This is a genomic window from Jeotgalibacillus terrae (genome assembly GCF_016908195.1).
Classification (GTDB): domain Bacteria; phylum Bacillota; class Bacilli; order Bacillales; family Jeotgalibacillaceae; genus Jeotgalibacillus; species Jeotgalibacillus terrae.
On record NZ_JAFBDK010000002.1, the window covers coordinates 141,374 to 160,335 of the forward strand.

16 protein-coding genes, 1 pseudogene and 1 riboswitch are annotated in these 18,962 nt (G+C 39.4%); of the genes and pseudogenes, 9 read left to right on the forward strand and 8 right to left on the reverse strand.

What is annotated here, in order from left to right:
* The first annotated feature begins 158 nt into the window (after nucleotides 1-158).
* Nucleotides 159-668 (forward strand): competence protein ComK, encoded by a 510-nt coding sequence (locus JOD21_RS02555; protein WP_204728098.1) that lies wholly within the window; start codon nucleotides 159-161, stop codon nucleotides 666-668.
* A gap of 225 nt (nucleotides 669-893) precedes the next feature.
* On the opposite strand, the gene JOD21_RS02560 is transcribed toward JOD21_RS02555, so the two are convergent.
* The 6 genes from JOD21_RS02560 to JOD21_RS02585 form a co-directional block, all read right to left on the reverse strand.
* The gene (locus tag JOD21_RS02560; RefSeq protein WP_204728099.1) at nucleotides 894-1,463 is read right to left on the reverse strand and encodes an NADPH-dependent FMN reductase; all 570 of its coding nucleotides are present in this window, start codon (nucleotides 1,461-1,463) and stop codon (nucleotides 894-896) included.
* The gene (gene sfnG, locus JOD21_RS02565) at nucleotides 1,460-2,548 is read right to left on the reverse strand and encodes a dimethylsulfone monooxygenase SfnG (RefSeq protein WP_204728100.1); all 1,089 of its coding nucleotides are present in this window, start codon (nucleotides 2,546-2,548) and stop codon (nucleotides 1,460-1,462) included. Before sfnG ends, JOD21_RS02560 begins: the two co-directional genes overlap by 4 nt.
* A 215-nt stretch (nucleotides 2,549-2,763) precedes the next feature.
* A riboswitch (SAM riboswitch) is annotated at nucleotides 2,764-2,859 on the reverse strand.
* A gap of 99 nt (nucleotides 2,860-2,958) precedes the next feature.
* On the reverse strand, nucleotides 2,959-3,939 hold the full coding sequence (locus JOD21_RS02570; protein ID WP_204728101.1) for a M23 family metallopeptidase: 981 nt from the start codon (nucleotides 3,937-3,939) through the stop codon (nucleotides 2,959-2,961).
* 528 nt (nucleotides 3,940-4,467) lie between these two features.
* A complete protein-coding gene (locus tag JOD21_RS02575) occupies nucleotides 4,468-5,424 on the reverse strand; it encodes a hypothetical protein (protein ID WP_204728102.1) in 957 nt (318 codons plus the stop codon).
* The gene (locus tag JOD21_RS02580) at nucleotides 5,424-6,662 is read right to left on the reverse strand and encodes a glycosyltransferase family 2 protein (RefSeq protein ID WP_420844231.1); all 1,239 of its coding nucleotides are present in this window, start codon (nucleotides 6,660-6,662) and stop codon (nucleotides 5,424-5,426) included. The genes JOD21_RS02575 and JOD21_RS02580 overlap by 1 nt, the downstream gene beginning before the upstream one ends.
* On the reverse strand, nucleotides 6,659-7,429 hold the full coding sequence (locus tag JOD21_RS02585; protein WP_204728104.1) for a hypothetical protein: 771 nt from the start codon (nucleotides 7,427-7,429) through the stop codon (nucleotides 6,659-6,661). Before JOD21_RS02585 ends, JOD21_RS02580 begins: the two co-directional genes overlap by 4 nt.
* Before the next feature lie 241 nt (nucleotides 7,430-7,670).
* Between JOD21_RS02585 and JOD21_RS02590 the strand changes: the two genes are divergently transcribed.
* From JOD21_RS02590 to JOD21_RS02625, 8 genes and pseudogenes are all read left to right on the forward strand, one after another.
* On the forward strand, nucleotides 7,671-8,675 hold the full coding sequence (locus JOD21_RS02590; RefSeq protein ID WP_204728105.1) for a LacI family DNA-binding transcriptional regulator: 1,005 nt from the start codon (nucleotides 7,671-7,673) through the stop codon (nucleotides 8,673-8,675).
* Between the two features lie 127 nt (nucleotides 8,676-8,802).
* Entirely contained in the window at nucleotides 8,803-10,032 is a 1,230-nt protein-coding gene (locus JOD21_RS02595; protein ID WP_204728106.1) for an ABC transporter substrate-binding protein, read from the forward strand.
* 151 nt (nucleotides 10,033-10,183) lie between these two features.
* Nucleotides 10,184-11,014 (forward strand): carbohydrate ABC transporter permease, encoded by an 831-nt coding sequence (locus JOD21_RS02600; protein WP_204728196.1) that lies wholly within the window; start codon nucleotides 10,184-10,186, stop codon nucleotides 11,012-11,014.
* Between the two features lie 3 nt (nucleotides 11,015-11,017).
* Nucleotides 11,018-11,836 (forward strand): carbohydrate ABC transporter permease, encoded by an 819-nt coding sequence (locus JOD21_RS02605; RefSeq protein WP_204728107.1) that lies wholly within the window; start codon nucleotides 11,018-11,020, stop codon nucleotides 11,834-11,836.
* 73 nt (nucleotides 11,837-11,909) lie between these two features.
* On the forward strand, nucleotides 11,910-13,586 hold the full coding sequence (locus JOD21_RS02610; protein WP_204728108.1) for a glycoside hydrolase family 13 protein: 1,677 nt from the start codon (nucleotides 11,910-11,912) through the stop codon (nucleotides 13,584-13,586).
* A gap of 113 nt (nucleotides 13,587-13,699) precedes the next feature.
* Nucleotides 13,700-13,906 (forward strand): annotated as a pseudogene (locus JOD21_RS19595) (S-layer homology domain-containing protein); the annotation flags it as partial.
* A gap of 28 nt (nucleotides 13,907-13,934) precedes the next feature.
* Nucleotides 13,935-14,051, forward strand: coding sequence for an S-layer homology domain-containing protein (locus JOD21_RS19600; protein ID WP_204728197.1), 117 nt, complete (start codon nucleotides 13,935-13,937; stop codon nucleotides 14,049-14,051).
* A 9-nt stretch (nucleotides 14,052-14,060) separates the two neighbouring features.
* Nucleotides 14,061-14,228, forward strand: a complete 168-nt coding sequence (locus JOD21_RS02625) for an S-layer homology domain-containing protein (protein ID WP_204728109.1) — start codon at nucleotides 14,061-14,063, stop codon at nucleotides 14,226-14,228.
* Nucleotides 14,229-14,754: 526 nt separating this feature from the next.
* On the opposite strand, the gene JOD21_RS02630 is transcribed toward JOD21_RS02625, so the two are convergent.
* On the reverse strand, nucleotides 14,755-16,878 hold the full coding sequence (locus tag JOD21_RS02630; RefSeq protein ID WP_204728110.1) for a DUF262 domain-containing protein: 2,124 nt from the start codon (nucleotides 16,876-16,878) through the stop codon (nucleotides 14,755-14,757).
* The gene (locus tag JOD21_RS02635; protein WP_204728111.1) at nucleotides 16,871-18,610 is read right to left on the reverse strand and encodes a DUF262 domain-containing protein; all 1,740 of its coding nucleotides are present in this window, start codon (nucleotides 18,608-18,610) and stop codon (nucleotides 16,871-16,873) included. Before JOD21_RS02635 ends, JOD21_RS02630 begins: the two co-directional genes overlap by 8 nt.
* Nucleotides 18,611-18,962: the final 352 nt, after the last annotated feature.

Here is an 18,962-nt window from a genome sequence, read left to right on the forward strand (position 1 = left end):
TAATAAATTGTTATTTTTTACTTAATAGTAAAATATTTTTAATTTTCAGAAGGATTTTATAAAATGATGTCGAAATTATACGCAACGGGACTTCTTAGGGACACTTCATTGTATACGTTAATAATCGTTTTGGCAGAGGCCGAACAGAGGAGAAATGGATGAAAGAAAATCGCGTGGATTACGAAATCAACAGCTCAACAATGGCAATCAGGTGCGCCAGGCATCTGGAATATCAGACAATGATTATGGAGCCTGACAGAACCTGCTACTCCGCACACACTCCGGTCAAGTTGATCAATCAGGCATGTCTTGATAAAGGGAGTTCATACTCAGGCAGACTGGAATCAGCCAGACACAAGCTTTGCATTTACAATAAGATTCCGGTTCTTGTTGATCAATTTGAAGAAATCATTTTATTCCCAACTCACTCACCATCACATATTGATAACACCTGGATCTCAATCGATCATTATAAAAAAATCCTTCCCCACACTGAAAAAGGGAAGGCCACTGTACTATTTACGAATGGTGAAAGATTGACTGTCAACTGTTCTATGAGCACATTCCAGAGACAATATCAGCGTGCAGCAACGATTCTCATTCATGAAATTCATCTTCCAAAGAAACGGATGAACCTTTATTTGAGTATGCCGCCTGTGAGGGATTAATGACAGCTCAGACCTTCAGTCAAAAGGGATTGACAGACTAAAAATACCCGGTCCACTATTTTTAGGCTTAAAGACGGGCTGATTGACTCTCATTTGAAAATTTCTATGGTACTGGAAACCTTAATGTTAATTGCTACATCTAATCCTGAATAGAAAAAGACAGTGATATGCGCTGAAGCATTGCATATCACTGTCTTTTACACTGCTATCCGGTGCAGTCAACTTTTACCCTCTCGGAATCACCGGCTGTTTTACTTCAGCCTCTTTCATGGGCAGAACATTTGTCAGTGAAACGAGTGAATGGGTAAGTTCTTTCAGTCTATTCTTAATTTCAGGATCTGCGAGATGCCCGTGCTCGAAGTGATCGTTATGGGCATAGACACCACCAGGGACAATGTGTGCCCGGAAATAACTTGCAAGCGGGTTGAGCTGATGTTCGATGGCAAGATAGTGGTGGTATGTGCCTCCTGTTGCTACAAAGCCGATTACTTTACCGCGCAGGGCGTCATTTGGAATCAGGTCAAAGACGTTTTTCAACGCCCCGGTCAGTGACCCCCTGTAGATAGGCGTTCCAATGACGAATGCATCTGCCTCTATGAACTTTCTGATGATTTGATCTGTATCACCCTTATAGGTAAGCGGATCGCGCCCATCACAAAAGTCTATTTTATATTCAGCAAGATTGATGGCTTCAACCTCAACATGTTCATATTCTTTAAGTAGCGATGCAGATTCTTTGATCATGGTAAACGTTTTTGATCCGGACAGACTGCCTGACAGGGCTAAAATTTTCATGCCAGCACCCCGCTTTCCTTCAGCGCCAGTTCCTTCTCTTTAACCAGCGGAATGACTTCTTTACCGAAGTGCTCGAGATCCGTTTCGTAATGAAAATGTCCTGTCAATACAATATCTACGCCGATTTTTTTCAGTTCAATGATTCGATCAGCAACCTGTTCAGCTGTTCCAATCAGTCCGGTTTTAAATCCGTCATTGTACTGAACGAGATCTTCGAACGTGGAGTTTGCCCACATGCCCTCCTTCTCTTTCGACGCCTGACCAGCATCCTTGACTGCCTCTTTGAACCCTTCAACTGCTTCTGTATCAGCGTGTAAGACGATCTGTCTGAGAAGATCGATTGCTTCTTCTTCCGTATCACGTACAATTGCAAAACCATTTACCGCAAATTTCACTGTACGCCCTTCCTTTTCAGCAAGTGCACGTACTTCAGTAATCTGCTTTTTGAACCCTTCAATCGTGTTGCCGTTCATAAAATACACGTCTGATACACGTGCTGCCATTTCCTTTGCAGCACGGGAATTCCCTCCCTGAAAAATCGGCAGGTCCCCGCCCTGAACCGGCTTCGGTTTAAAGGGTGCTTCATTGATCCGGTAGAAATCTCCTTTAAAAGTTGTCTTCTCCTGTGTCCAAAGCTCACGCAAAACGCGGGCAAACTCCTCAGATCTTCTATAGCGCTCATCATGGTCAAGCCAGTGCTCGCCATAGCCGATGAACTCCTGCTTGAACCATCCGCTCACAATATTGACAGCCGCTCTGCCGTTACTGATCTGATCAAGTGTAGCAAGCATTTTTGCATATACAGCCGGGTGCCATAAGCCTGGATGAACGGCCGCAATCAGATTGATTTTCTTCGTCACAGCAGCAAGTGCAGAACCAAGCGTGATCGCCTCAAGCTGATTTTCAGCTCCATAACTCGCGAAAAACCTTGTCTGTAACAGTGCATAATCATAACCTGCGTCTTCTGCAATCTGTACATATCGTTTATTTGCCTCAAAGCTCCAATCTGTATCCTGTGGAAGCTTTGATACAACCAGTCCTCCACTGACATTGGGTACCCAATACGCAAATTTCAAATTCGTCATGTTGATCGTCTCCTTATGAGTAAAGTAAATAGACGAACATCCCTGTCAGTGTTACGATAACTGTGATGAACAGAGATATCCGGTGCAATCTGGTGTCCTGGATCATCGATGGAAGAGGTGTTGCCGCACCTCTTCATTTTTATTTACAGCACAATAAAGCCCGCCTCCTTTTTATCCAAAAACAAAAGGAAGCGGGCTTTTCCGGCCACAGCCACCTCTCATCTTCGGAAACAATCCTCTGAAATTAGCACCGTGCGACGCCGGTTGCCGAGGCTTCATTGGGTCAGTCCCTCCGCCTCTCTTGATAAGAAGTAAAGCTATTCAGTTATTAAACCCATCTTAATGGTCGGAATTATAATTGTCAAACTTTTTTTAAAATATTCAGACAGTCCTTATCTTTCCCGAACTCCTTATGGCATTCTATATGTGTACAAACCATTTGCATCGGATTTTATCCAGCCTTTGCCTCCAAGGTTATACCACTGCTGTCCATCAGATGTAACTTCTGTTCCGTAAGTTTTGTAGCTGTCACCTGGTGCAAGGCCGCCTTCTGGGTGCCGCTCCGGATTAACAGCAGGTTCCTGATACGTTGCTGTAGAAAAACTTGCCTTCACGATATACGGTGTAACAATTCCATTATCTCTATGCACCCATCTGTCAGGGTTTGACTGCACTCTAAAATAGTCAACACTGCCATTACTTGCTTTTTCATAGACTTTAACGAGCCTGTCTGCTGCAAGCGTACCGTTTAGACCAACACCCGGACTGCCGTACGTATTGATGGTATCATCACCCGTATTACTTACCGTTCTTAATGTTGCCCATGAACCGTCGAATGAATGAAGAATTGGATCGACTTCATCCGGTTCACCAAAGTCCTGGCCGATTAATGCCAGTGGATCTCTTGCTGATGCAGGATTCAGCTGCTGTGGTGCCCAGTATCCTTCATGCATTTCAAAGTGAAGATGGATACCTGTTGGACCTTCAGTATATCCTGTGTTACCCATGCCTCCGATTCTTTCACCCTGGTTAACTGTCTGTCCTTCTCTTACATCCACACTATTCAAATGAGAATAGAAAGATTCATACCTCTGACCATTCACCTCGTGAGCAACTCTAATAATCGTACCATATCCTGTATAAGGACTTGTATTTGACTCGTCTACGTGTGTGACAGTGCCATCAGCCGTTGCATATATCGAACTGTCAAGTCCTCCTCCTGACCAGTCAATTCCGTTGTGAGCATTCTTAGTGAAATACTGGGTAATGACATTAGATTGTGTAACCGGCGTAACAAACGTGCTTGCGCTGGCCTTCGAACTTTCTCCAAAAAACGCAAATGTACTGAATACAAGCATTGCTGCTAATACATACTTAATAAATTGTCTCATGTGTACCTCCCTGAAATTTAATACATGACAATTATATACACGCATGACAATTCATTGACATGGTTCATTCCAATGATTTCTATTTTGCTATTTTCTGATTCAGATATGATGATACATTTTCATGATTTTTACATATCAATGAAACATGGTTAACCCTGCTAAATGTCCAGTTATAAAGATTAAGTTATATGTAATACGGCTCATCCCATCTACCACAGGGTTATCAGAATAACAGAATCTTAAACATTACAAGTTTGTTCCAGGAATAAAATATTTTATTTTTAGACTTTATGCGGAGGAGATAGTCTGAAAGTTTACTGTACTTAGTGGATGGGTGGCTCAAAGATCATATGTTGTATTCTGCTATCACTGATATATCTCTAAGAAGCGGATAAATCTTTACTTGAAAATGTCATCGGTAAAAGATTAAAAAGGGGGACAGAGTTAACACTTCAATAAAAGTGTCGACTCTGTCCCCTTTTTTTGGAGTATCAACTCCGTCCCCATACCCTGAATCTGTTCAATATCCTACCATGGCGCATTCCATATCAAATCAAAAAAGTGAACCTCACCGTAATCCCCGTCTGATCTATACACGAGGTCAAATCCTCTTTGTTTCCACTCTTCAGCAAGCTCGCTGTTCCCTTTCTGCCGTGCCAGTTCAGCTGCTATTCCATAAACAGCACCTGACTCTATGCTATTTCCTTTCAACTGATTGCGATCATATCTGCCTGAGATAGAACGCTCAGTCTCCCATTCATTTTGTAGCCAGTTCCAGAACTGATCATCCGACAGACTCAATTCTTCAAGCTCTAAAGCGATGAGCAGCTGGTCCACCATATGCACTTCATCTGCCTGATCGAAATTTTCTTCTTCAATTAGATAGAATTCATCATAGAAAATGTGATCTGCCTGCGCGGCTTTCTTATAAAGCTGCTTCATGCCTCCCAAATTCAGATCTTCAAACTCCTCCATCCCATAGCTGAGCACTACACGATTACTAGATTGCTGATGCTCCCAGTCGTAAAAGTCAGCCACCATGCCATCTTTCACCTGATTCTCTTCAATTGACTGAATAACATGAGCTTTGTTTTCCATATAAGGCAGCACTCTCGCATCATCTATCCATGCATTTGTCCGAGCGGGCTCCTGACCTTCGATTTTCCACGCAAGAAATTGTTCACCATTATTTTCAACTAAAAACTCTCTTTCAATAACATGCAATTGATTAGCCACCTCTTCAGCCAACTGTTGATTAGCCAGCCACTGAATATATAACCCTGTAGATTCCAGTAAATACTGTTCACTTTCATCCATTCCATATGAACGTATTTTACCGTAATCCGTCAGATAATGGGTTTCTGCTATGTCATGAAAAGATTCTGCCGACCAATACGTGTCATCATCCGGCTTCATCATGAGCATCACTCCTATTGCACCGATCAGAATGAACAACACAGTTATAATCCAAATAGACTTCTTCATTAAATCGGCCTGTTTTTGAAACGGTTTGTTTTATCCCATTTGATGGTTTCCCGCTTCACGATTCGTTTCCACACATAGATCACAGCACTCCGTCCAAGTAAAATGACAAACAGCTGCGCATACGTAAAATACATGATGAGTGCAACTGTTACTTTTAAAGGTGAGACCGTCCGATCCATCACGATTGCACCGATCAACTGACCTGTGTAGACAATATAACTCATAAACCACAGCATCAGAATTGGTGCGGCATATGTCGGCTCGAATAAATCGAATAGGCTCCCAATGAAAAAGAGATGAGAAAATAACAACAGGACCGCAAACAATAGATACACGGTCAAATGCTGAATCGAATGATGAAAAGCTTTTTTACGCCAGAATTTTGATGATAGAAACAGTTTCTCCAGTAAATACAGATTTCCAATCAGCCATCTAGTTCTCTGCTTGATAAACGTCTTAATCGTTTCCGGCTCCTGTTCCCATGTTTTTGAAGCCGGTACAACAGGCAACAGATACCCTTCAGCTGTGAGACGAATCGTCAGTTCAGCATCCTCTGCCAGCGCATATACGTCGTACTTTCCAAGCTTATCGATAATGTCTTTTCGCAGCAGCATATTGGTTCCTGCTAATGACCCCAGCTTTAACAGCTGCCAGCGGCCTGATTGCATCAGGAGCTGAAAAACCTGAAACTCGAGTGCGATCATTTGTGTTAGCAGGTTTTTGTCTGCATTTCTCGTTTTGACATATCCTACTGCACCGGCAGCCTTTGGTGTTGTTTCCGCTTTTTCCACAAGAAACTTCACTGCATCAGGCTCGGGCTGATTATCTGCATCATAGACCAGAAAGTACTCAGATTCGATAATTGATAATCCATAATTCAGGACGCGGGACTTACCTTTAGGCTCCCCGGGAGGAACAGAAATGTAATGAATCCGGCTGAATGCCTCCTGAAAAGACTTCCCGATTTCAGGTGTCCGGTCAGATGATCCATCATCAAGCAGATAGATGTTCAACTCTCCTGGATAATCAAGCTTAGCCATTGCATGAAGGGTATCCTCTATCACAATTTCTTCGTTATGAGCAGGAATGAGAACAGACACAGACGGATATGTTTCTAACTTGATTGGTTGTTGTTTTTTTGCTCTAAAATAAACACCAGCTAACGTTAAAACAGAATAAAAAACCAGTAACGTCCAGAAGAACGTCATGATCAATAGCAGGACGATATTCAATTTCACGCCCCCCTTTGATGATCAAATTGTTCCATGATTTTTTTCAAGTTTCCAATTTCATATGAAGTAATGTGATAAGGCAGTTCAATGTAATTCACATACTCTCTCAATTTATCTTTGAGCCTTTCTATCACGATTGCTTCACCCTCTGTATTTGTTCCCTGCAGGAAGACAAAAACTTCACTTTGACTAGGAGATGTCACCAGATCAAATTCCTCTCTGACCGTATGCAGACAGGTATTGATAAAATAATGTCTCAGTGAATCCCTGGCCGTCAGTGGAACCGAGTCCTTTACATTAAAATAGATGAGACGTCCCTTTTCACTTCTACGCCGCATAGCAGTTTCAATTAGCAACCCCCGTTCCATAAATTCAGGCATCGACAGAGCTTTAGTATTCCAGTCGAACTTCTCAAGTAAGCCGATTCGCTCTTCTAAACTCTTATTCTCTTCTACTAAAGACTTAACATCATGTACAATCAGCCAAAGACTAAGCAGAGAAGCTGTTAACAGAAGATGAGCCGCAATCAATATGTATTGACCACCACTGAAAATATCCTCCATTTGTGCATAAATCGTTAGACCAAATCCGTATATGATTATGGTAGACAGGACAATTAGAAAATTAATTTTTGTTCTGAAAAATACCATTAAAACAAGAGACAACATGACGAGCATCACATGATTTGAAGCGTAACCTTCAGGGAGCAAAGCCAGCAGACCAAATGTCACTCCCCATAATAGAAACAATAAATACAGACGTTTCTTAAACATGTACATTCCTCTTTCTACGGATAAAATAAGCCAGGCCAAAATCCTGGTCTTACTGTTTTATACCCGTAAAATAGGATTTTAGAACCACTATGAACACATCTGTATATTAAAAGAATAAAAAAGGGGAACAGAGTCTTGTCTGTCATATACTCTTCTCCCCCTTGCAAACGCTTCAATTTTTTTGTATGATCAGTCATGTAAACGTTTACGTAATCAATTGAATAGTCAGGAGGCATGTAATTTGGCGACGATTAAGGATGTGGCACGGGCTGCAAATGTTTCAATAGCAACAGTATCCCGCGTGTTGAATAATAAGAGCGGTTTCTCTGAAGATACGAGGAAGGCTGTTGAAGAAGCAATTGAAGAGTTAGGTTATGTACCTAATGGAGTAGCCCGGGGGCTGATCAGTAAAAGAACGAATACGATTGGTCTTTTAGTGCCGGCGTTGTCAAGCATGCTTGTTTCTGAAATGGTGTCAGGTATTGAACGGATTGTCCATGAACAGGGTTCTAGCCTAATTGTTTGTCACACAGAGTCTAATGGAAAAAAAACGATGCAGTATCTTCAACTGCTGCTTGCCAAGCAGGTTGACGGAATCATCTTTACAAGTGGAGTTCTGCTTCAGGAATATTACCAGATGATTGAGCGTTCAGGTATTCCCCTGGTTTTATTGTCGACAGAATCATTACATCTTCCTGTACCATCCGTCAAAGTAAACGACCGTCTCGCGTCTTTTCATGCGACAGAGTATATGATTCAACATGGTCATAAAAAAATCGGGATGATTAGTGGAAACCGGAATGACATGATTGCGGGTGTACCGAGAGTAGAAGGATTCAGAATGGCTTTAAGCAGCCATCAGATTCACTTTGAAGAAAGCATGATCGCTTCTCACAGAGGGTTCAGTTATATAGATGGTGCTACTGCTTTTCGCAAATTGATGACTGATCACCCCGATATAACTGCCATCGTTGCAGCAAGTGATGACATGGCGCTCGGCATGATATCTGAAGCTTTCAAGATGGGTATTAAAATCCCTGAACAGGTTTCAGTGATCGGTTATGACAATATCCCGATTTGTAATGTCAGCATCCCTCCACTTACAACCATTTCACAGCCGGTTGCAAAAATGGGTGAGGTTGCTGCAAAGATGGTTTTGGATATGATCCATGGTGATGAAAAGCAGGAAAGTGTCGTTTTCCCTCATGAGATTATTGAAAGACAGAGTGTGAAAAAGATGAACTGAGTATCTCCTTAACGGGAGACTTATCACTTTAGAGTAAACGTTTACTCTAAAAACAACTTAATAAATCGCTTATTTTTTTATATTTAGAGTAAACGTTTACTCAATTAAATCTAGGAGGAACTTATTGATGAAAAAACATTATGGAAAGTTTTTAGTATCAGCAGGAACAGCAGCTGCAATTCTTGCAGGCTGCAGCGGTGGCAGTGATGACGGAAGCGTCACACTCGAACTTTTCTCAAATAAATCTGAGAGCATTGATACGTATCAGGCTTTGATTGAACAATTTGAAGAAGAAAACCCGGATATTAATGTTGAGTTAGAGGCGCCTCCTGAGGCTGAGACGGTATTACGTACACGCCTGACTAAGAATGATATGCCTGACATCCTATCAATTGGAGGAAATGCGACTTATGGTGAGTTCGCACGTGAAGGCGTGCTTCGTGATTTATCTGATACGGACCTCCTTTCACAGGTACAGTCATCATATGTAGATATGCTTGGCCAACTGGCAGGCCCTGATGTGGAAGGCAGCTTCGGTGTACCATATGCAACGAATGCTAACCACGTGATTTATAACAAAGCCAAAGTTGAAGAACTCGGGATCGAGATTCCAAAAACATGGGATGAATTCATTGCTGCACTTGAGACAGCAAAAGAAGCCGGAGAAGTTCCTCTTTACTTAACGTTACAGGAAGCATGGACAGGTATGGCGATCTGGAATGGGATTGCAGGTAACATCGTACCGGAAGATTTTGCTGAAATGAAAAACAATGGAGAGGCTTCATTTGTTGAGGATTATGATGAAGTCGCTGATAAAATGCTTCAGCTTCTTGAATACGGTCATAGTGATAACTTCGGAATCGGATATGGCGACGGGAACAATGCATTTGCTAACGGAGAAGGTGTCTTTTATATCCAGGGTAACTGGGCGATTCCTGAGATCAGAGAAGCTAATCCTGACATAGAACTTGGTACATTTGCACTACCATCAAGTAACAACCCTGAAGAGAATGATCTTGTATCAGGTGTCGATGTAGCGCTGGCCATAAGTGAATCAACTGAGCACCCTGAAGAAGCTGAAAAATTCCTGTCATTCATGCTTGAACAGGATGTCGCTGAACAGTATATGAATGAGCAAAGTGCCTTCTCTGCTGTTGAAGGGGTTTATCAGGAGGATGAAGTATTTGACGGGATCCGTGAATACTTTGAAAACGACCGTCTGGCAAGCTTCCAGGATCACTACTATCCTGCAGGTATGGGGGTTGAAAACCTTGTACTTGATATGCTGATTAACGGCAATAAGACTGAAGGACTTGAAGTGATTGATTCAGAGTGGGAAGCAGCACAAAACCGGTAAAATTTACAATGGGGGCTTGTCCCCCATTGTCATTATGATGGCTGTTGATTTCGCTGCGGGCATGACCTGTGTGCGTGCGCGGAGCAAGGTCAGCAGTCAATCTATGTTGAGGGAGTGAAATACGTTGAAAAGAGATCATGCATTCTTACTGATGGTTATCCCTGCCTTTGTATTATTTTTCATCTTTCATACTTATCCTGCACTCCAGGGTGTCTTTTACAGTTTCACAAACTTTAAAGGGTATGGAAATTGGGATTTTACGGGCTTTTCGAATTATTTTAAAGTATTCCAGGATTCAAGAGCACTTGGCGCTTATGGATTCACATTTCAATTTGCGATTGTCTCTACGATCTTAGTAAACATTATCAGTGTACTGATTGCGATGGGATTAAATGCAAAAATTAAATTTAGAAAAACGCTTAGAGCGACATACTTTCTGCCATTTATATTAAGTGTTCTGATTGTGAGTTATATTTTCCAATTCATCTTCACTCATATGGTGCCGGATCTAGGTCAGGCGCTTGGCATTGAAGCACTTTCTAAAAACATTCTGGGTGATCAGGACCTCGCCTGGGTCGGAATTGTAATCGTTGCAGTATGGCAATCGGTAGCATTTAATACGCTACTTTACTTAGCAGGGCTATCCACAGTTGATGAGCAGCTTTATGAAGCAGCTGATATTGACGGCGCTAAAGCATGGTCTAAATTCTGGAGAATTACATTCCCGCTGATTGCACCATTCTTTACAATCAACATGGTCGTTGCCATGAAAAACTTCCTGATGGCATTTGATCAGATCATCGCTTTAACAGGTGGTGGACCGGGACGGGCAACTGAATCGATCTCTCTCTTAATCTATAGAGGTGGATTTGAAGCCGGTCAGTTTGCTTACCAGTCTGCGAACGCAGTCATTTACTTTATCGTGATCGTTGTTATTTCCGTTGTACAGCTTCGAATCCTTGAAAGAAAAGAGGTGAAATAACTGATGAGTAATCGTATTAATTGGAAAGCAACCATTCTGCTAATACTCGGAACCATTTTCATTCTGTTCCCTATTTATCTCACAGTGATCATCGCATTCAAAACACCACAGGAAATGAGCGGTAATATCCTGGCGCTTCCTGAATCATGGGGCTTTGGTAATTTCACTGAGGCGATTGAAGTCACGAACTTCTTTAATGCGCTCGGTAACAGTGTATTCGTGACTGTACTCACAGTTATTATTGTCATTTTGACTCACTCTCTTGTTGCCTATGCCATTGCGCGTAATATGCACAAGAAGTTTTATAAGTTTCTATACTTCTATTTTATCAGTGCGATGTTCATCCCCTTCCCGATCATCATGCTCCCGCTTGTACTTCAGACAAGCAGCTGGGGAATGGACAACCTGGTAGGTCTGGGTATTTTAAATGGGGTCATGCACCTTGCGTTCAACGTCTTTATCTATGTAGGTTACGTCAAAACATTGCCTGTTGAGCTTGAAGAAGCAGCAATCATAGACGGTGCGAATACATTCCAGGTGTTCTGGAAGATTATCTTCCCTATGATGAAGCCTATGCACGCAACAGTTGCAATCCTGACAGCTCTTGCCGCGTGGAATGACTTCATGCTTCCGCTTGTCATCTTAAGTGACTCAAGCATGTACACGCTCCCTCTTGTGCAATATGCATTCCAGGGTCAGTTTAGTACAGACTATAACCTTGCATTTGCGTCATATCTACTCGCAATGCTGCCAATGGTCGTCCTTTATATATTTGTACAGAAATGGATTATCGGCGGTGTCATGAGAGGTTCATTAAAATAAACATATAGCCGGGGAACGAATTTTGATCGTTCCCCCTCTTACATAATCTTTTCTAAATGGAGGAATACATCTGATGAAAAAAACCTGGTGGAAAGAAAGTGTTGTCTATCAAATTTATCCAAGAAGCTTTAACGATTCAAATGGTGACGGAATTGGAGATATCCCGGGGATTATTGAAAAATTGGACTATCTAAAAGAATTAGGCATTGATGTGATCTGGCTCTCCCCTGTCTATCAGTCACCGAATGATGATAACGGGTATGATATCTCTGATTATCAGGCGATCATGGATGACTTCGGTACAATGAGCGACTGGGAAAACTTACTGGATGAAATTCATCAGAGAGAAATGAAGCTCATCATGGATCTTGTGGTAAATCACTCCTCTGATGAACATGCCTGGTTCGCTGAATCACGCAAATCAAAAGATAACCCTTACCGTGACTATTATATCTGGCGCCCGGGACAGGACGGGGAAGCACCAAATAACTGGGCAGCCACATTTGGCGGGTCAGCGTGGGATTATGATGAAGCCTCAGGAGAATATTACCTGCACTTATTCAGCAAAAAACAGCCTGACCTGAACTGGGAAAATCCAAAGCTGCGAAATGAAGTCTACGATATGATGAAATGGTGGCTCGATAAAGGCATTGACGGCTTCAGAATGGATGTCATTAACTTCATTTCAAAAGCGGACGGGTTGCCTGACGGACCAAATCCGCACAATAAAAAATATGGAGACGGCAGTCAGTACTTTATGAACGGCCCGCGTATCCATGAATTTTTACAGGAAATGAACAAAGAAGTCATCTCACAATATGACGTCATGACAGTAGGAGAAATGCCTGGTGTGAATGTTGAACAGGCGATTGAATATACAGACGCTTCACGCGAAGAGCTGCAGATGGTATTCCAGTTCGAGCATATGGATCTTGATTCAGGACCTGAAGGCAAATGGGATCTGAAGCCGTTCGACCTTCGTGATCTGAAAGAAAGCATCTCACGCTGGCAAACAGGTCTGCACGGCACTGGATGGAATAGTCTCTATATGAACAATCACGATCAGCCAAGAATGGTATCACGCTTTGGAAATGATAAAGAATACCGCGTCACTTCAGCAAAAATGCTCGGCACATTCCTTCATATGCTGCAGGGCACTCCTTACATTTATCAAGGTGAAGAAATCGGTATGACAAATATTCAGTTCGATTCCATCAAAGACTACAAAGATATCGAAACGCTGAACTATTACCGTGATGCACTGAATGAAGGGAAAAGTAAACAGGAGATTATGCAGTCGATCTATACAAAAGGCCGTGACAATGCAAGAACGCCTATGCAGTGGAACGGTGAAGAAAATGCCGGGTTCACCTCAGGCACGCCATGGCTTGCGGTGAATGAAAACTATAAAGAGATTAATGCTTCAAATGCAGTGCATGATCCGGATTCTATTTTCCATTATTATAAGAAGCTGATTTCTCTGCGGAAGCAATATGAGATTATCCAATATGGCGATTACGAGCTGTTGCTGCCTGATCACACTGAAATTTATGCATATACAAGATGTTATGAGGGTAAGAAACTGCTGGTGCTGACGAATTTTAGTGATCAGGAGCAGGTGTTCAAGAAACCTGGTGACCTTCAGTTTGAGGCGGATCGGGTGCTGATTAGTAATGAAAATACAGCGTCATTGGAGACTGATGAGGTTGTGTTGAGACCTTATGAGGCAGTCGTTTATTTAGCATTATAAAAAACAGCAGGCTGGAAAAATCCAGTCTGCTGTTTTTTGATAGATTTCGACGGTCCGGTTGAAGACTATGCAGAAGGCAGGTACCAGGAAGTACGCTCTATTTTAATGATGTTCCTACAAGCCACTGGGCTAACCCTTATGTAGCTGACTTATTTGCAAGCGACATTGTAAAAGGAACAACGTCAACCACATTTTCACCAGGTAATTCTCTAACACGCGCGCAATTTGCATCGATGCTTGTACGCTCTCTTGAATTAGAGGCAGAAGGGTACATCACCATTTACAGATACAACACGTCTGGCAGCTCAAACACAGAATGAAATTACTGCAGCTTATTAGAACGGTTTAATCAAGGGTACGTCTGCTACTACATTTAAGCCAAACCAGGCGATTGCACGCGGACAGATGGTCACAATGCTGAAGCGTGCATTTGAGCTTGAAACTGGTAAACAATTCGTAGTTTAAGACAATGACATGTTTACTGACTTAGGTAACCTTGATGAAGAAACACGTTCTGCTGTTCAGTGGGCTTCTGATTATGTCATTGTCATGGGATATGATGAATTATTCAAGCCTTGGGCAACTGCTACGAGAGCTCAGAGTTCGAAGGTGCTTTCGATTAATAATTATTTGATCCGGTAGGTTTTGTTTGTCAGGAATAACATTATGTGATTCAGTATCATTGTAAAATCAGTCCTGGCTTTGGCAAGACTGGTTTAACTTTGTGTCAATAAAATTTGATTTGATCTTTCTTCATCGTGTTTAGATTTTCTTCGCATACCTATGACTATGTACTTTCATTTAATCATAACTAAAAAATGAGTGACGACTCAACGCCATCACTCATTTTTATTTAATCCTCATTCATTTGAAGTTCATAGCTTTAATAGTTTTTAGGACAGTGAAGGTATTTTTACAGATATATAACTATAACCACGTGAAAAAAGTCTTAAATAAATTCCCAAACTTGTTATGTTTTTTCCCATTGTAGCTATCTATTAATGTGCAGTTTAATTACTATAAGATAGCGTTTTTTACAAAGGAACCGGATACATTTAATAAGACTCTATAATCAGTGCTTAAAATTCCACCTCAATTTAAATAATGCAATCTCTCCAGTTTTGAATAATCCCATCTCATATTTAATCTTCAAAAGAAATATGGGATTTTAGCTAACCACACTTGCACAATCAATCATTTTCTGAACCGCCTCATCAAAGTCTTTTGTAGAAGCAAAAAGTTCTTCATCCTTATTGTAAATATGAAAATACTCATCTACAAACGTTAAGGTATATCCACTCTCATTGAGTTCAACCCATTTTTCATTGGATGCTCCAATTGAATGGTAGTAAGTACATTCTATGCCTCTTTCTTTTAATTCAGCATAAATAGCATAACTATAATACTCTTGACAGTAGCCACTGGTCATCGTTGTTTCCAAAAGGAGAATATCTTTTTCACTGTTGTATCTAATGAAGCGTTTTTTGCCACAACACTCTTGTAAAATTTGAGGGTATTGGATAAAGTATTGTCTCCAATCAGTTACGGTATGATGTGCAATAATTTTTTCTAAGTCCTCATTAACTGTTTCAGGTGAAATTTGTTGTAATAGTAATAATAAATAAGATACATTTTTGTCACGTAAGAAACGTTTCCAACTAATATCACGATCAAACCCTTCAATTAGGAAGCTATGATTGTGACCAGATTCAAGTAAATAATCACCGAAAGTTAACAGCGCTCTACTTAGTAAATTATTGGGGACTTTAAGCTTTTCTGCACCAAAAATTGCGACTGCCTTTTCATAGTTAATTTTAAAATTCAACTGCATTTTATTGTGTTCTTCTAGAGACAGTTGATCGATCTCATTAGTTTCAATCTGGAGTAATAAGAATCCGATATCTCCTTCAAAATAAGGATAATCTTCTGCTCTTTCTAATGCTTCTCTCCATTTATTATCCTTCAGCATTAATTTTGCTTTTTTTCGCTCTTGATTTAATTGATATCTTGAGAAACCAGTTAATTTAGAATTTGGGCCTGCTAAATATTTATCCAATTGTTCTACATGCTGAACTAAAACATCAATAGCTTGAATAGAATTCATGAAATCTTCAATTCTATTATATATCGTATTGATTGTTACATTACGAATAAAACGCATCCAACGTTCAAATGAATAGAAACTATTACCGTAGGAACGAAGATATGAAACTACGGCATATAACTGTAATCGATCTGTATAATTAATATCTGAAGTCATCGCTTCAAATACTAGCCTTTCAATATTGATAATAGATGCTTGAGTCGTAAGCGTTTTAGTGCATATAGAATCCAAAGTAATATCAATATCATTTAACCAAGACACATAGTCAAATTTTAAATTTAGTAATTCTTCAAAGCGTATATCATTCCTCTGATTTATTGCTGAAAATAGTCGATCGCTATTGCTTGGATAGCGAGTTAATTGATTGTACATTAATGCGTAAAAAAATTGCAAAAATGAATCATCATACTTATGTTGCTTATGTTTCCAGAAATAATCCGACCAAATAGTATCCATTTTATGCATTAGTTGTACGCTATTTTCATATCCAACTGATTCTTGATATTGTTGAAAACGCGCTTTGAAATTTTCAAATGATGTTAAGGGTTTACCACGAGCATTCATTTTAATATACAAAGTGTCTTCTAATTGGAATGTATCTAAATCAATAAACTGGAATGTAATCGGTGCGTTTGATTGCAACATTTCAAATAAATCATTTGGTAATTCATAATTGCTTGCAAAAACATGAATATCATCAATCATTTCAAGCATCGACAATATGGTTGGATCATTTATCCATTCATAATAGAAGCTTGACTCATTTTGAATTTGAGTTGATAAACAAGCTTTTGTTAAATCTAAATCTGTTAATGAAATAATCATCTGGCAAAAAAGTTTACTACTCATTCGGGTCTCATAAGTAAACTTTTTAAATATTTCCTTATTGTTATCAAGTTTATTTTCTTTTAAGGCAATATACCAATGCAGTAAAAATAAAGTTGTTAATCGTTGTTGTCCATCAAGTGGAGCAAAATGTTTGGCTTGATCAACAGTACCATAAATAAAATCTAATTCGACTGAATCCCCTGTTTTGAGAGAATGAAATAGCACTCTTAAAAAATTATGACGCATAATTTCCACTTCTTTATTTTTTCGTCCTTGAACATAGTCCCTCTGAATAATAGGAATCGAAATTTTATATTGATTTATTAATTCCCAAAAACTATAGACCTTTGAATCATGCATTTGATATCACCTCGTTCTTTAAATGTTTTGTAATAACAGGGGCTAATACATCATTTATGTTTTGCATATATGCTTCACGGTCTTCTTGGTTCCAGTGATGAATCTGAGTAGTTTTCTTACTGTAATATTTTAGAAATACATTTTTAGTGCAAAGTGGTATATATACACCATTTTGATCGCGTTTAATGATTTCTTCTCGCTTTATAGGAAAAATACTATTCTTATAAGAACGGTTAGTCTTAGCATCTAGTAAAGTACAATTTGAGATATGATTTGAATATTCATCTCCAAAATGTTTGACAATTTCTTGTTGAATTTTCTCAAACTCTTCAACTTCCATTGCCTCTTCTTTAATAATGTGTAAATTTCGTTTTAGCTCTTCACTAAAATCTGAATCTTCAACAAATGACAAGGCATCTTTAATATATTCTAATTGTTCCTCTTGTTTTCCAGGTACTATACTTTGTAATGCATGTATATGTTCAATATCCCACCTTTCATTTTTATAACGATCAAAATCAAATCTTTGCTTTGAGTTCTCATCTTGTTGTAGGGTCAAAATATTAAAAAGTAATAGTGTATCTTTAACCTTTGATTTTTCATTCTCATAGTCTAGTTCTGATATATTCCAATCCTTTATGCGATGCTTAATCATATCGTAAAGTGATTTTACAAACGCATCTTTTCTCATTGTCTGTGCATTTGATAAAATGCTCCTAATAGGTTGGCCAATTTCTAGCAAGTGTCCAATTAAGTGATATAATTCACGTTTTACGTACCACTCATTAAATTGGTAATAGAGAGATCGCACCTCTTTCCAAAGGGATTCAACGATCTCATACCTATGTTCACCTTCATCCACACGACGTTCTATTTCATCATGGAAATCATGAAATGTTCTATAAGATGTTTTTATATTTGTAAAGTTTGGGAATTTTTCTATTACGAGTTCAAATAACCACTCAATATGGTTGTCATATTTTATACTGGTAGGCTGCAAGAAGAACCAAAAATCAGGATTTTGTAAATGTTTTTCAATTTGATCCCATTGTGTTGCTAATTCTATCTGTTTTAATTTTATGTACTCATGTTGTGATACATTATTTCCTAAGTTTGTCTTGCTTAAAAATAATGCTTTTATTAACTCAGCATTTGTTAGAGGAATTTTTCCAATGTTAATTCTTGTGAATAAATCGATTGAATCATAATGAGGGTCAAGTTCATACCATAATACTTTAACTTGTTCTGTTAAACGCTGCCATATATGGACGGGAGAGGTTTTTTCAGGATGTTTTCCGAACCATTCTCTAATAGTTTCAAGTGCATTATACATATGGTAGTAATCAATGTTGTCGTTACGCTGGCTTTCTCCATGTAAAATATTCGCAATAAATGAATTGCTTCCAATACGAGTTTCGTATGTTATTGTGTATCCTGTCCCTTCATAAAACGGAATAATGGACTGGATATATTTTGTTATAAGTAATACTGTTGTTAAGCGCTGTTGCCCATCAATCACTTCAATTTTATCTTCATGTTCCTTAACAATAATCGGCTGAAGCCAATAGTAATCATCTTTTTTTGGATCCATTTTATGAAACTCCCAGATATCATCTAACAACTCTGTAACTTGAAGAGATGTCCACCTGTAACCACGCTGATAAGATGGGATCCAAAATTCTGTATTACTCTCCATTATTTCACCTATACTTTTAGGTATTAAACTCGACATACTATAAACCTCCTTATAAAATTGCTATCTCAATACTTCCGAATAATTTCAAATCTTGAATTATTTAAATTAATTATATAGCGCGGAATGTCAGTATTAAACCAAATTATTCTAGTTCATATAGCAATCAGATAGATTTAATTAAGTTGTTTAAGCAATTGAATAACAATGGATCATGTTTTACGTCTCCATGAATCCCAATTATTGTTTGCACATTAGTGATCAAAGACGACATATTCTTAATACTTGGGCATATCAATCAAATACACGTCCTTCATATATTTCAAGCAAGCGACAGCACTTTGCCATCGCTTGCTTTTCACAACTCTCTTATTCATTTATGATTAATCAT